We start from the raw sequence: 14,247 nt of genomic DNA, 5'->3' as shown, positions 1-14,247 counted from the left end.
CCCCGCAATCAATCCACCTTGATGGATCCCTTCTTACAGAAAGTCAGCCATGTCCGATTCTTCCGCTTTTTCTCCGAGAGCACGCGCCATCCTGACTTGCTCTGTACTGGTGCTCTTGCTCGGCATGGGGACACGGGCTACCTTTGGGCTCTTTATGCAGCCCATGAGTTTAGAGCATGGGTGGACGCGTGATATTTTTTCGTTAGCTTTTGCCATCCAAAATATTGTCTGGGGAATTTCTTCGCCGCTGTTTGGGATGATCGCGGATAAATATGGCTCAGCGCGCGCAATTGTCCTGGGCAGCGTGCTCTATGTCATCGGGCTGTTAGGGGCCAGCTTGTCGCATACGCCGTTAGCACTCTATGGAACATTAGGGGTCTTGGTGGGGTTGGGACAAAGCGGCGTCACGTTTGCGGTTGTGTTAGGGGTAGTGGCGCGTAATGTCAGCCCAGCCCAGCGTAGCACAGCCTTGGGAATTGCCAGCGCTGGGGGCTCGCTAGGACAGTTTGTTATGACCCCCACGGGTAACTGGCTGATTGAGCAATGGCAGTGGCAACAGGCGTTTTGGATTCTGGCGGCATTTTTCGTGGTTTTGTTGCCGATGGCCTGGGTGCTACGTGGCAAACCTGCTGCGCCCGATCAAGGTGAGACAGCACAAACCCTTAATCAGGCTTTACAGCAAGCCTTGGGTCATCGGTCTTACCATTTTCTATTCTGGAGTTTTTTCGTTTGTGGTTTTCACACCGGGTTTATCACCCTTCATTTGCCTGCCTATGCGAAAGATCAGGGCCTCACGCTGCAACATGGTGCGATTGCCATCGCCCTGATCGGCTTATTTAATGTCTTGGGTTCCTATGGTTGTGGTTGGTTGGGAGGACGCTACAGCAAAAAAGCACTGCTTGCCTATGTCTATGCTGGGCGCTCACTCTTTATTGCGTTATTACTGCTTTTTCCGCTCACCCCAGGATTGTTGTATCTGTTTGCGGCTGGTATGGGTTTGCTATGGCTAGGCACTGTCCCATTGACCAATGGTTTAGTGGGGCAGATCTATGGCGTACGCTATGCCTCTACCCTATACGGCATTATTTTCTTTGGTCATCAAATTGGTTCATTTATTGGGATTTGGTTGGGCGGCAAAATACAGGTGCAAACAGGCAGTTACGATATTGTTTGGTGGCTGGGGATCGGGCTGGCGTTGTTGGCAGCGTTGATTTGTTGGCCCATTGACGAGAAACGCATTCCATCTCGGTTAATCACGAACGTTGATGCGGTTCCTGAGGCAAAATAATGCGTCCTGTGAAGTCAAATAAGCTCAAGCAATGCTGGCGGCTTTGCCAACCCGTGCTGCTAACTTTATTTGGCGTGTTAGGCTTGCTATTGATTGCCAATCTCTATCGACAGCCCAGTATGTGGCTGGCATGGGAAGCCTTATTGGCGATGTGCGGCATACCGAATTAGTCTAGCTCCCCTTACTCAATACCCAGCGCCAGCTCGCCGCTTACCAAAGCCGACCCTCAACAATTCTTACGCTTGATCGTCAAACCGCATTGTTAATATTTTGTTCAAACCGATCCACCCTAACTGTCATGCGGCTGTCATCAGTTTTCCACATGGGGTTTTCCACAATTTCTGGGGATAACTTTTCTTATCGCGTACGCTCTGATCCTGAGAGAAAGGGGCCACGGTTGGCGCAAGGTACAATCCGGCATCGTTTTATATTGAGATATTGATTCGCATGGCGCTGACTAAAAAACCCGCTGACTATTCTGAAGCCTCCATCAAAGTCCTCAAGGGCCTAGAACCCGTCCAACAACGCCCTGGCATGTACACGCGCACCGAGAACCCCTTGCACATCATCCAAGAGGTGATTGATAACGCGGCCGACGAAGCCCTAGGTGGCTATGGCAAGCAGATCAACGTGACCCTGCATACCGATGGCAGCGTGAGCGTAGAAGATGAAGGGCGCGGCATTCCGGTAGGCATCCACCCCGAAGAAGGTGTGCCCGTAGTGGAGATTGTCTTCACCCGTTTACATGCTGGCGGCAAGTTTGATAAACAAGCCGGTGGCGCGTATGCCTTTTCCGGTGGTTTGCATGGTGTCGGCGTATCCGTCACCAATGCGCTCTCCCACAAACTCGAAGTCACGGTGTGGCGCGATAACCAAGTGCATCAACTGGTGTTTAGCAATGGCGCGGTCACCCATCCTGTCAGCAGTGCGCCAGCTGGCCGCAGCGATAAAAAGCACGGCACCCGCGTGCGGGCCTGGGCCAATGCCAAATACTTTGATAGCCCTACCATTCCTCTCGCCGAATTGCAGCGCTGCTTGCGCGCCAAGGCAGTGCTATTACCCGGCGTAACCGTCACGCTCTTGATTGAAAAAACCGGCGAACAGCAAAGCTGGTGCTATGCCGATGGCTTGCGCGGGTACTTGGAAGAAAGTCTGCAAGGGAGTGAGGCGCTCATTCCTTTCTTTGAAGAATCCGGCTTTGCCGTCGCCGGGCACGATAGCTTTGCCGAAGGTGAAGGCGCATCGTGGATAGTAGGCTGGACCGAAGAAGGCCCCATCGCCCGTGAGAGTTACGTTAACCTCATCCCCACGCCCGCTGGAGGCACCCATGAGGCAGGCTTGCGTGAAGGTTTATTCGGCGCAGTGAAAAGTTTTATTGAACTGCATAGCCTGCAACCCAAGGGCGTGAAGCTTTTGCCCGAAGACGTGTTCGCCCGCGCCAGCTTTGTGCTCTCCGCCAAAGTACTCGACCCACAATTCCAGGGCCAAACCAAAGAGCGCCTGAATAGCCGCGATGCGGTGCGCCTCGTGGCCAGCTTTGCCAAACCCGCGCTTGAACTCTGGCTGAACCAGCATGTGGAACAGGGTAAAAAACTCGCGGAGCTGGTGATTAAGCAAGCGCAAGCCCGCCAGCGCAGCACGCAAAAGGTGGAAAAGAAAAAATCTTCCGGGGTAGCAGTGCTACCCGGCAAACTCACTGACTGCGAGAGTGATGACATCACCCGCAACGAACTGTTTTTAGTGGAGGGCGACTCTGCCGGTGGTTCCGCAAAAATGGGCCGCGACAAAGAGTTTCAAGCCATTCTCCCGCTGCGAGGTAAGGTACTTAATGCCTGGGAAACCGAACGCGACCGTCTGTTTGCGAATAATGAAATTCACGACATTGCCGTCGCGCTTGGCATCGACCCCCATAGCGTGGGCGACACCCTGGACTGGAGCAACCTGCGCTACGGCAAGCTCTGCATTTTGTCGGATGCCGATGTCGATGGCTCGCATATTCAAGTGCTCTTACTTACCCTGTTTTACAAACATTTCCCGCAACTTATCGAGCGAGGGCATGTATATGTCGCCCGCCCGCCGCTGTTCCGCGTCGATGTCCCCGGCCAAGGCAAAAAACCCCCGCGCAAGGTCTATGCGCTAGATGAAGGCGAACTGAAGCACATTGAAGACAAGCTCCGCAAAGACGGCTTGCGTGAAGGAAGCTGGAGCATTTCCCGCTTCAAAGGCTTGGGTGAGATGAATGCTGAGCAACTCTGGGAAACCACGCTCAACCCCGACACCCGTCGCTTACTCCCCGTGAGCTTGGGTGAATTGGGCGAAAGTAACACCACCCAACTGTTCACCATGCTCATGGGTAAAGGTGAGGCCAGTGCCCGCCGCAGCTGGCTGGAAGAAAAAGGGAACTTAGTGGAAGTGGATATTTGAGATTGATTGGCAGCAGTAAACCATAAATGCGATCAATACTAGATGCAGTGAGCATAAACAGGAGGAAGGATTTTGTGTAACTTCCAAATTTCTTCCCGGCGATACAGTCAATTCGGTTTGATATGTCTATTACTATTCATTTTGCAGGGGTGTGCCATAACGGGCGTATCTGAGCTGCAGAGTATCTTGTTTACTGATGATGGTGCTTCGGATAAAGAAGCAACCGAGATTTTCACCCCACACAGATCATTACCACTTACGTTTCAATTTATGTGTTCGGAGAAGGTCACTTCTTTCATGATGTCTCCTGTACTGCCACTCCCCCCTGTAATTCCAGGGCAGTTTATGAACAGGCGGGGTTCAAATTTGTCTATCATGCTGCCATCTAGAGATGTAAAAATTTTAAACTTGGTCACACTGACAGCCAGAAATGGCCGAGTAATACGTCTTTCAGAAATGCCAACAGTAGAACCTAAAATAAGTGAAACAAACGGAAATTTTTATATGATGCTCCGATTGCCATTCAACTGTGAGGAGTTTAAAGAGGGCAGCATCATGATTGATCAATTTGATCTCAATGGCACGATATATCCACCAACGCGTGCAATTCTCAAATTCGAATCTAAGTACATAATGAATGCCGGATACTTGCGGGCTTAAAAGAACAGCACCGCATCGATTTTGCTGGCTTGTAATTCGATCACGGATAATACATAATAACATATGTTATAACATCCATTTGGAGCGTTTCGTGCAATCCTCGAAAACCTCACTTAGGCTCACACAAGTCGGTAACTCGGTCGGCGTGGTGTTGCCGAAAGAACTCCTCGCCCGCTTAAAGCTAGAAAAAGGCGATACGGTGTTTGTCACCGAAACTCCAGAAGGTTTCACGATCACGCCGTATGACCCGAGCTTTGCTGAGCAGATGGAAATTGGCCGCCAACTCATGCGGGAAAACCGTGCCGTGCTGCACGAGCTTGCTAAGTAAGCCATGCCGTATCAACAGCAAACGTGGCAGTGGGTTCTACCAGCTATTGTGTTAGCGATTCATGACGAGCAATTAGCGGAGCATGGTGGGGGCAGCGGTGTGCGTGATGCGGGCCTACTCGAATCAGCCCTCGCCCGTCCACAACAGCTGGCTCACTATGGTGAACCACCGCCAGACGTGTATGCGCTGGCCGCTGCATACGGTTATGGCTTGGCACGCAATCATCCGTTCATTGATGGCAACAAACGCACCGCTTTTGTGGTGATGCTGCTATTTCTGTATTTGAATGGATATTGCATTGACGCATCGGATACAGATAAGGTGATGACCATGCTTAAGGTCGCGGCCGGGCAAATAGATGAGACCACCCTCGCCAATTGGCTACGAGAGCATGCTGTGTCACGCCATGCGGTGCACGAACCCAAAGCCCAGTACGCCTCACGCCCCAGCAAAAAAACAAACGAAAGAAAAGTTTGATGGACCAAAGTAATTTATTTGATACGCCCACCCAAGATAACGACGATCACATTGTGCTCGGCCAATTTGCCGAACGCGCATATCTGGATTATGCAATCAGCGTCGTAAAAGGCCGCGCGCTACCAGATGTGGCGGATGGCCAAAAACCCGTGCAACGTCGTATTTTATTTGCGATGCACGAGATGGGGCTGGGCGCCACGAGCAAGCCCGTGAAAAGCGCGCGCGTAGTTGGTGATGTACTCGGTAAATTTCACCCCCACGGCGATCAAGCGGCTTACGATGCGCTGGTACGTATGGCGCAAGACTTTTCGCTGCGCTACCCGCTGATTGACGGGCAAGGTAACTTCGGCTCGCGCGATGGTGATGGTGCGGCGGCGATGCGCTACACCGAAGCCCGTTTAACGCCGATAGCAAAACTACTGCTGGAAGAAATCGACCAAGGCACCGTTGATTTCCGCCCGAACTATGATGGCTCGATGGATGAGCCGAATCTGCTCCCCGCCCGGCTGCCCTTTGCATTACTGAACGGGGCATCCGGGATTGCGGTAGGGATGGCCACCGAAATTCCTTCGCATAATTTGCATGAAGTCGCGCAGGCCTGCATTGCGGTATTGCGCCAGCCAAAAATGAGCGATGCTGAGATTAGCGCACTGATTCCTGGCCCCGATTTTCCTGGTGGCGGGCAGATTATTACCAGCCCCAATGACATTGCCGAGATTTATCAATCCGGCCGTGGTAGCTTAAAGGTTCGCGCGCGCTGGAAGATTGAAGACCTCGCTCGCGGGCAGTGGCAACTGGTCGTCACCGAGCTTCCACCGAATACGTCTTCGCAAAAAGTGTTGGAAGAAATTGAAGACTTAACCAACCCTAAAATCAAACTCGGTAAAAAAACGCTCACGCCCGATCAGTTGCAGCTCAAGCAGCAAATGCTAGGCTTACTGGACACCGTGCGCGACGAATCCGGCAAAGAAGCCGCCGTGCGTTTGGTGTTCTCGCCCAAAAGCAAGAACATTGATGCCACCGAATTTGCGCATACCTTGCTGGCGCATACCAGCCTGGAAAGCTCGGCTTCAATTAACTTGGTGAGCATTGGCCGCGATGGCCGCCCACAGCAAAAATCGCTACGTGCGATGTTGTGCGAATGGGCGGATTTCCGGATTGAAACCGTGACCCGTCGTAGCCAACATCGACTCGGCAAGGTACAAGACCGCATCCATATTCTGGAAGGGCGCTTGCAAGTACTGCTGAATATTGATGAGGTGATTCGCATCATCCGCGAATCCGATGAACCTAAGCCAGCCCTGATTGCCCACTTTAAGCTGAGCGACCGCCAAGCTGAAGATATTTTAGAAATTCGCTTGCGGCAGTTAGCGCGTCTGGAAGGGATCAAGATCGAACAAGAGCTCGCCGAGCTGCGCACCGAACAAGACAAGCTGCAAGCCCTGCTCGCCAGCGACAGCGCCTTGCGCAAGCAGATCATCAAGGAAGTGGAACAAGATGCCAAAGCCTTTGGTGATGCGCGGCGGACGTTGATTGAGGTGGCACAAAAAGCCGTCGTCGAAACCAAGGTGATTGATGAACCCGTGACTGTGGTCATTTCCACGAACGGCTGGGTACGCGCCCGCACCGGGCACGGCCATGATGCCACGCAATTCAGTTTCAAGGCGGGCGATAGCCTCTACGCCACGTTTGAATGCCGCACGGTGGATACCCTGCTCGCGTTTGGCAGCAATGGCCGGGTGTATTCCGTGGGCGTGGCGCAATTGCCCGGCGCTCGTGGTGATGGTGTGCCGGTCACAACTCTGATTGACTTGGAAGCGGGCAGCAAAATTCTGCATTACTTTGCAGGCAATGCCGGCATCGCATTACTGCTCGCCCATAGCGGCGGCTATGGCTTTAGTTCGACCGTAGGCGATATGACCAGCCGCGTAAAAGCCGGCAAGCAATTCATAACGCTCGAAGCCAATGAAACGCTACTCACTCCCCATGCAATTGGCAGCGCCAGCGCAATTGCGTGTTTAAGCAGTGGCGGCAAGCTGCTGCTCTTCGGTTTAGATGAACTCAAGCAACTCAGTGGCGGCGGGCGTGGTGTGATTCTGCAAGGATTGGACGACAAAGAAACGTTACTTTCTGCGCTGCCAGTTACCGAAGCAGGACTACAAGTCAGTGGGATTGCCCGTGGCGGGAAGTCTTATAGCGAAACGTTAAGTGGGCGGCAGGTGGCCGAGCATGCAGGCAAACGCGCACGCAAAGGTAAGGTGTTAGAGATCAAGGGGAAACCGCAGCAATTATTGCCGCTGGATTAATAGGTTATTTATGCTACCTGCACTACATTACCCGACGACTGTTCTGCTGATTGATGATGACCTGGCTTTTTTACAGAACCTGTCGCTTCACCTCGACCCCTCACTTTGCTATAAATTATTTGATTCAGCGCGTGAGGCGCTGTCGTTTATTCATGCCCAACAAGACGTAGCACGGCACACCGGTCTATTAGACGAAGCCGTTCTTCGGGTCGGCTATCATGATGAACAGCCAGATCTAAGCCAACGCAGTATCCACCTGGCACTTAATAAGGTGCATCACACGATTTATAACCCACGGCGCTTTAGTGAGATTGCAGCCATCGTTGTCGATTATGCTATGCCAGAAATGAATGGGCTTGAGTTATGCACCAAGCTCACGCAGTCATCAATCCGACGCATACTTTTGACGGGTGAAGCAGATGCCATGGTCGGCGTTGAAGCATTTAATGTGGGCTTGATTCATCATTTTCTAAAAAAGCAGACCACCACGATTGTACCCCAACTGAATTTGGCTATTGCGCAGATGCGGCAACAGCACTTGAATAGCAAGGGCCTGTTATTAAGCCAAGTGTTGAATATGGCAGACATCGGGTTTTTATCCGACAGCAGTTTCAAGGCGCTGATTGCTCAGCTCATGGCACAGCATTACTTTATTGAATATTATTTTCTGGCCAACCCCGATGGTTTACTGTTTTTACGTGCTGATGGTAGTGCGATGCGCTTGGTGGTAGAAACAGGCGCAGGAATGCAAGCACATATTGAAGCGGCGCAAGCGGGTGGTGCGCCTGCCGCTTTGCTCGAAGCGTTACAGAAAAAACAGGTTGTACCTTTCTTCTGGCGCAGTGGGGGCATGTATACAGAGGCCAGTTTTGATTGGGAAGCGGATGTATTACCGGCGCAATGTTCAGTCGGACAGCAGATTTATTATTGGGGGCTGAGTCCCGTGGTCGAGCCAACGATAGCGTTGAACAAGATCTACACGTTTAATGATTTTACCCAGCGTCGTCCGTTTACCGAGGCAGCGTAAGTGATTCAATGTTTCACGATGCTTGGTTGAGCTATTTTCCTACTGGTTGCCTTTATGGGGCGCGGCGGCTCAGTGAGATGGGTAAATACCTAGCGTCACCGATAAAGCTGCGGCCCATTTGCATAAACAGCGCAGGCTGATTATCGACGTAGCCATGTTGTTGATAGACTGCAGAAATCAGAACGTAATGAGGGCGCTGCAACAAGTCTTGCTGCATTTTTCGCAGATGACGTGGCTGCAATTGTTCGCTCGTTAAGCTAATCACAAAGCGTACTTCTTTTGCCGTATTTTTCTCTGGTACTGAGAGGCGTAAGGGCAATTCCAAGCCTGCTGGGGAAGCATTTTGCAAGGGATACCACTGACAGACAAACTCTATATAACGCGCGCCATCCGTCGCGGCCTGGCGCGTTTTAGTATGAATCTGTGTAATGCGCCCAGCCCACACGACAGGTCGTTGATGCGGTGTTTCCCACAAGCTTGCTGGGGTACTTTGCCAATCAATGTCTTGCTGGGGCAAGTCTTGTAAAACTTGGCTTGGGACAACAGCAGGCGAGCGCGCAAGCACAGACACCGGGGCCAAACTCAACAACCATGCCACCAGCGAAACCCCTAGGGCGCTCTTGATTAAGACCTTATTGCTTGAATTAGTGGTTCGGCGCATAAGCTAAACGAACGTAAATAGGCGCATAGGCTTCTGCTTGCGTCACTTCAACCAGTTGTTCTTTTGATAGCTCTAGCATCGCAATAAAATTAACCACGACAACAGGCACACCGCGGCTGGGGTCGAAGAGATCAGCAAATTCGAGGAAGCGACTGTTTTGCAGACGACGCAGAATCTGAGTCATATGTTCTCGTACCGAGAGTTCTTCGCGCGAAATTTTATGATGCTGGTTGAGTTTCGCACGGCGCAAAATATCATTCCAAGCGGCTTGCAAGTCAGCAATATTGACATCCGGGAAGCGCTTGACACTACTCTGCTCGATATAAACCTGAGCCCGCATAAAATCGCGCCCAGCTTGCGGCACTGCTTGTAATTGCTGTGCAGCCAATTTCATTTGCTCATATTCAAGGAGTCGCCGGACCAATTCAGCCCGCGGATCATCCACGTCTTCGCCAGTGTCGGTTTTCTTCACCGGCAGCAACATGCGTGATTTGATTTCGATCAGTAAGGCGGCCATCAAGAGATACTCTGCCGCTAACTCCAAGTTGCGTTGGCGTATTTCTTCGACATAGCCCAGATATTGCGCAGTGACCTGAGCCATTGGAATATCCAGAATATTAAAGTTCTGCTTCCGAATTAGGTAGAGCAATAAGTCCAAGGGGCCCTCAAAGGCTTCAAGGAATATCTCAAGGGCATCCGGCGGAATATATAAATCTTGTGGCAGGTTAAAAAGCGGCTCGCCATAGAGTTTGGCGAAGGCCATGCCATCAATCACATCTGGGGTGCTATCCGTATGCTCAGGTGACTGCAGTGCCGCTTCGGGCGCATGGTGATCATTTGCAGCATGGGGCAGGTGCGGCAGATTCACGCTTAACCTTTGGTCTGATAGACATAAGGCTGTTGCGGCACACGCGCCGCCTGTTGTGCCTCACGCTCAGCCAGATCAATCGGGGCTTTATCCCAGAGCAGCGCACGGCCCTGTTGTTGCCCCATTTCCACGGTCGGTTTTTCTGTTTTTAGCTGTTTCAGAAAAAGGGTGATATCCGATTCATAATGACGATTAAAGCGCATGGCGGTACCTTTGTAGAAAATTTGCTTTATTTTAATGGCATTCTGGCTGTTTCGGTATGCGTCAGTGTGCACAAATTAGGCGGATCAATCAGAAATGGGGAGAGCAGATGCGGTCTCTATGGTGGAAGGGGTGTTGGATGGGGATATTGGCGTGGTTATTGGGTGGTTGCTCAGATTTGGCGCGGGAATTAGACCCGTTTATGCAGCTCAAATCTGGCATGAGTGGGGCGCAGGTGATTGATAAAGTCGGCCCCCCTCAGTATCAACAAGCTATGCCCACTGGTGAAATCCGCTGGGATTACACCCTGGGTCCAGAGGGGCAGCAAAATTATTTCTTATGGTTCGATGGTACGCTGAATTTCCAGCGGCTGGAACCCTTGCTGTCGCGTCAGAATTTCAGCCAGATTCATACTGGAATGACGGCAATGGCCGTGCGTGAAAAGCTGGGGCCCTATTTTTATGAGCGCGTCTATCCTTTTAAAGAGGGGGTGACCCGTGAATGGCGCTTTGCCGATACGCCTAGTAGTCAGACCGAACTTTTCTATATCGAATTTGATGCTCAAGAGCGGGTGCAGGCAACGGGGTATCGCCCTGATCCTCGTCAGGAGCATGGTTAATGACTTCACTCTTGGTTATCTATGCCCACCCAAGCCCGGCCCGTTCACGTGTGCATGAGTTATTACGGGAACATATCCCGCCTGCTGTGACAGTGCATGATTTGTATCGGCGGTACCCTGACTTTGATGTAGATGTTGATCATGAACAGCAAGCGCTGGCAGCGGCAACGCATGTCGTACTGCAATTTCCGCTGCAGTGGTACAGCGTGCCACCATTGCTAAAAGCTTGGCTTGATGATGTACTGCTATTGGGTTGGGCCTATGGTGAGGGTGGGCAGGCGTTACGGGGTAAAACGCTGACCGTCGTCACCAGTGCAGGAGGGCCGCTTGCAGCGTATGAACCGACAGGTTCGAATCGTTATTCACTCGAGGTTTTCTTACGGCCGTTGGAGCAGACCGCCCATTTGTGTGGCATGCACTGGCAAGCGCCGCATGTCCTCTACGCCGCGGATCGCGCTTCGCAGGCAGAAATCATGGCATATGCCACGCACTATCAAACGTGGCTAAATCAACGCATAACGGCTGAATAAAGGCAGGCCATGGAAAATAGTTTTCTGTTTAGTCTGGTGATTTTTATTGCCGCCGCTGTTATTGCGGTGCCGCTTGCTAAGAAATTACAACTGGGGTCAGTGCTCGGTTATTTATTGGCAGGCATTGTGATTGGTCCCTGGGTACTTGGTTTGATTACCGACGTCGATACCATCCTGCATTTTTCTGAGCTAGGCGTGGTACTGATGATGTTCATCATTGGCTTGGAATTAGAGATTCGGAAGCTCTGGGCGTTGCGCCGCTCTATTTTCGGTTATGGCGGGGTGCAAATGCTCGCTTGTGTACTCTGTTTGCAATTAACCATTTGGTTATGCGGCTGGCCCTGGCAAGTTGCCTGTGTGGCTGCGCTTGGCCTCGCTTTGTCATCCACGGCGGTGGCCTTGGCGATTTTGAAAGAACGTAATCTACTCAATACTGGTGCGGGGATGGCAGGTTTCGGGATATTGCTGTTTCAGGATATTGCAGCAATTCCCATTTTGACGATCTTGCCGCTCTTTGTATTTGCCAATCCCGAGCTAAGCTTAGTCGCTTCTGCCAGTGCCGCTGAGGTATCTGCCAGCAGTGCTGAAAAGTGGTGGTTAGTTTTACGGGGTTTGGCAACCATCGCTCTCATCATTGGGGTGGGGCGTTGGTTACTACGCCCGATGTTACGACTGATTGCCAACACCGGATATCGAGAATTATTCACAGGGTTTGCGCTGCTCCTCGTTGCTGGGGTTGCCTTGCTCATGCAGGAGATTGGTCTATCGATGGCGCTCGGCGCGCTGATCGCTGGCGTCCTGTTGGCAGACTCTGAGTATCGTCATGCGCTAGAAACCGATATTGAGCCATTCAAAGGCTTGTTATTGGGCTTATTTTTTATTGCCGTGGGCATGACCATTGACTTCAGCGTCCTGCTGAAAGACCCGGCCCTGGTGATTTTGGCTGTGCTTGGCATGGTGTTACTGAAAAGCCTGATTTTGTTCGGCTGCAGCCGTTGGTTCGGCATTAGCCAACCAGAGCGCGCATTGTTTGCGATTGTTTTATCTCAGGGTAGTGAGTTCGCCTTTGTGGTGTTTGCTACGGCGACGCAACTGCAGATTTTTACTGGCCAGCAAGCTGCTTACCTTAATCTCGTGGTTGCCCTTTCAATGGCCTCAACCCCCTTACTATTGATTCTGCACGACCGCTTCTGGCTACCGCGTATGCAAACACCTGCTGCCAATAGCGCAGAGCCCGTCGCCTATCAGCAGCACCCCGTTATCATTGCTGGCTTTGGCCGCTATGGACAAATCATTGGCCGAATGTTGCTGGCGCAGGGAATTCGACCCACCGTGTTAGAAGTTGACCCTGAGCAAATTGAAAGTTTACGTAAGTTTGGCTACAAAGTATTTTATGGGGATGCAACACGCATGGATTTGCTTCATGCAGCGGGTGCTGGTGAAGCAAAAATTCTGGTCGTCGCGATTGATGACATAGATGACAGCCTGCACTTAATCAAACTGGTGCGCGAACATTTCCCGCACTTACAAATTGTTGCGCGGGCCCGCAATGTCAGCCACGTTTATCGGTTGATGGATCTGGGCGTTACCCATATTGAACGTGAAACATTTGAATCAGCCTTGCGCAGTGCGCGTAGCACGCTAACATGTTTGGGCGTGGCGCCCAGTGATGCACGGCGTGCGGCACTCAAGTTCCGACGCCATAATTTGGAATCTTTACAGAAAATTTATCCGCACTACCAAGATCAAAAGGCGTTGGTATCGATGGCCAAACAAGCACGTGCTGAGTTGGAAGAGATGTTCCGGGCAGACCAGAACGAGCAAACAGAAAAATCGAAAACGGGTTGGCATTAAGGGTATCGTCAAAGCCCATAAATTCAGTCAGGTTACACAGAGAGAGTCAGCTGATGAGGGGGCGAAATATGGGTACCGATAAACCCCCACCGAATCGCATTGTGCATTGGCTGGGCATGGCCTATTGTGTCCAACCAAAACCCCAGCGTGGTTTCTTGCACCACCGGAATCAAGGCGGCATCGACGGAATTGTCTACTTCCTTAAATGCACTCATCCCGCATTCCGCCGCAGAGTCTTGACGTGATCGACCATTAAAAAATAAATGATCGGCACCTGCTAACACCAGCATGGCTTTATTGTTGCCCCGCATGTGTCGGAACGGTAATTGCCGATTGTCTGGCGTAATGTCGGGTGCAATCCTAATTTGGTCGTGCGTGCCGGTTAAACAAAAACACGGTAGAGTGATCTGTCCAAACTGTTCATCCAATTGCGCGGTATGGCGGGCGGACGGGCTAAAGACCAGCGCTGCTTTAAAGCGCGATTCAAATAAAGTACTGGGCGCACTGCTGGCTGCGAATGCAGGTAAATGTGGATAGTGTTGGCCGCACAGCGCCAGTGTCGTCACCGCCCCATACGAATGCCCGCTCATCGCGATGCGATTCAGATCAAGCGGCTGTAATGTTGGTGTGCTGGCTTGACGTACATGTAGCTCATCCAGCACAAACTTCACGTCCAGTGTGCGTTGCTGCAATTCGTGGGGCTGCATGGCGGCATGGAGCCGTTCCCGTAAATTCAACTCACCGGAGTCACGCCTGCGTGACCAGATGTTGAGATCGCTGCCTGGATGCTGGACGTTTAAGGTGGCAAAGCCTTGCGCGGCCCAATGATCTAACCAAAACGATCCACTGGCGAGTGAGCCGCCCAGCCCGTGTGAAAACACAATCAGAGGCACGGGCGTGGACGCATGCTGCGGCAGGCGCAGGCGGATGGGAATCTCGCGCTGGCGCAAGCTGTCCCGCCAAACATCGTCCATCACGGCGAAAGAACCGGCGCTATCTCGCAT

At 51.8% G+C, this 14,247-nt stretch carries 15 protein-coding genes; 11 read left to right on the top strand and 4 right to left on the bottom strand.

From position 1 onward, the window contains the following. Positions 1-49: 49 nt before the first annotated feature. From DU000_RS12290 to DU000_RS12260, 8 genes are all read left to right on the top strand, one after another. A complete protein-coding gene (locus tag DU000_RS12290; protein WP_114403703.1) occupies positions 50-1,288 on the top strand; it encodes an MFS transporter in 1,239 nt (412 codons plus the stop codon). Then, positions 1,288-1,458 carry a hypothetical protein gene (locus DU000_RS12775; RefSeq protein ID WP_158529705.1) on the top strand — a complete coding sequence of 57 codons (171 nt, stop codon included), beginning with the start codon at positions 1,288-1,290 and terminating at the stop codon, positions 1,456-1,458. The genes DU000_RS12290 and DU000_RS12775 overlap by 1 nt, the downstream gene beginning before the upstream one ends. A 277-nt stretch (positions 1,459-1,735) precedes the next feature. Further along, complete coding sequence (locus DU000_RS12285; RefSeq protein WP_114403702.1) at positions 1,736-3,712, top strand: DNA topoisomerase IV subunit B; 1,977 nt, start codon at positions 1,736-1,738, stop codon at positions 3,710-3,712. Between the two features lie 186 nt (positions 3,713-3,898). After that, the gene (locus DU000_RS12280) at positions 3,899-4,372 is read left to right on the top strand and encodes a hypothetical protein (protein ID WP_147267024.1); all 474 of its coding nucleotides are present in this window, start codon (positions 3,899-3,901) and stop codon (positions 4,370-4,372) included. A gap of 91 nt (positions 4,373-4,463) precedes the next feature. Continuing rightward, positions 4,464-4,700 carry an AbrB/MazE/SpoVT family DNA-binding domain-containing protein gene (locus DU000_RS12275; RefSeq protein ID WP_240001896.1) on the top strand — a complete coding sequence of 79 codons (237 nt, stop codon included), beginning with the start codon at positions 4,464-4,466 and terminating at the stop codon, positions 4,698-4,700. Positions 4,701-4,703: 3 nt separating this feature from the next. Next, positions 4,704-5,177, top strand: coding sequence for a type II toxin-antitoxin system death-on-curing family toxin (locus DU000_RS12270; RefSeq protein ID WP_114403699.1), 474 nt, complete (start codon positions 4,704-4,706; stop codon positions 5,175-5,177). Further along, a complete protein-coding gene (gene parC / locus DU000_RS12265; RefSeq protein ID WP_114403698.1) occupies positions 5,177-7,483 on the top strand; it encodes a DNA topoisomerase IV subunit A in 2,307 nt (768 codons plus the stop codon). Before DU000_RS12270 ends, parC begins: the two co-directional genes overlap by 1 nt. A 10-nt stretch (positions 7,484-7,493) precedes the next feature. Then, positions 7,494-8,510 carry a response regulator gene (locus DU000_RS12260; RefSeq protein ID WP_114403697.1) on the top strand — a complete coding sequence of 339 codons (1,017 nt, stop codon included), beginning with the start codon at positions 7,494-7,496 and terminating at the stop codon, positions 8,508-8,510. A 52-nt stretch (positions 8,511-8,562) separates the two neighbouring features. Here DU000_RS12260 and DU000_RS12255 read toward each other — a convergent pair whose 3' ends face one another. The 3 genes from DU000_RS12255 to DU000_RS12245 are packed head-to-tail and all read right to left on the bottom strand — an operon-like array spanning position 8,563 to position 10,242. Next, positions 8,563-9,171 carry a hypothetical protein gene (locus DU000_RS12255; protein ID WP_114403696.1) on the bottom strand — a complete coding sequence of 203 codons (609 nt, stop codon included), beginning with the start codon at positions 9,169-9,171 and terminating at the stop codon, positions 8,563-8,565. Next, entirely contained in the window at positions 9,155-10,024 is an 870-nt protein-coding gene (locus DU000_RS12250) for a segregation and condensation protein A (RefSeq protein WP_114403725.1), read from the bottom strand. Before DU000_RS12250 ends, DU000_RS12255 begins: the two co-directional genes overlap by 17 nt. Before the next feature lie 17 nt (positions 10,025-10,041). Next, positions 10,042-10,242 (bottom strand): DUF3460 family protein, encoded by a 201-nt coding sequence (locus DU000_RS12245; protein ID WP_114403726.1) that lies wholly within the window; start codon positions 10,240-10,242, stop codon positions 10,042-10,044. Positions 10,243-10,349: 107 nt separating this feature from the next. Between DU000_RS12245 and DU000_RS12240 the strand changes: the two genes are divergently transcribed. From DU000_RS12240 to kefC, 3 genes are read left to right on the top strand one after another with little or no spacing between them, the layout of a single operon-like run. Then, complete coding sequence (locus DU000_RS12240) at positions 10,350-10,859, top strand: outer membrane protein assembly factor BamE (protein ID WP_147267023.1); 510 nt, start codon at positions 10,350-10,352, stop codon at positions 10,857-10,859. Continuing rightward, entirely contained in the window at positions 10,859-11,389 is a 531-nt protein-coding gene (gene kefF, locus DU000_RS12235; protein ID WP_114403694.1) for a glutathione-regulated potassium-efflux system oxidoreductase KefF, read from the top strand. The genes DU000_RS12240 and kefF overlap by 1 nt, the downstream gene beginning before the upstream one ends. Before the next feature lie 9 nt (positions 11,390-11,398). After that, positions 11,399-13,243 (top strand): glutathione-regulated potassium-efflux system protein KefC, encoded by a 1,845-nt coding sequence (gene kefC, locus DU000_RS12230; RefSeq protein ID WP_114403693.1) that lies wholly within the window; start codon positions 11,399-11,401, stop codon positions 13,241-13,243. A gap of 32 nt (positions 13,244-13,275) precedes the next feature. On the opposite strand, the gene DU000_RS12225 is transcribed toward kefC, so the two are convergent. After that, the gene (locus DU000_RS12225; protein ID WP_114403692.1) at positions 13,276-14,247 is read right to left on the bottom strand and encodes an alpha/beta hydrolase family protein; all 972 of its coding nucleotides are present in this window, start codon (positions 14,245-14,247) and stop codon (positions 13,276-13,278) included.

Origin of the sequence: Parvibium lacunae, from assembly GCF_003335215.1 — a bacterium.
GTDB classification, from domain to species: domain Bacteria; phylum Pseudomonadota; class Gammaproteobacteria; order Burkholderiales; family Burkholderiaceae_D; genus Parvibium; species Parvibium lacunae.
This window is presented reverse-complemented; position numbering and strand designations above follow the sequence as displayed.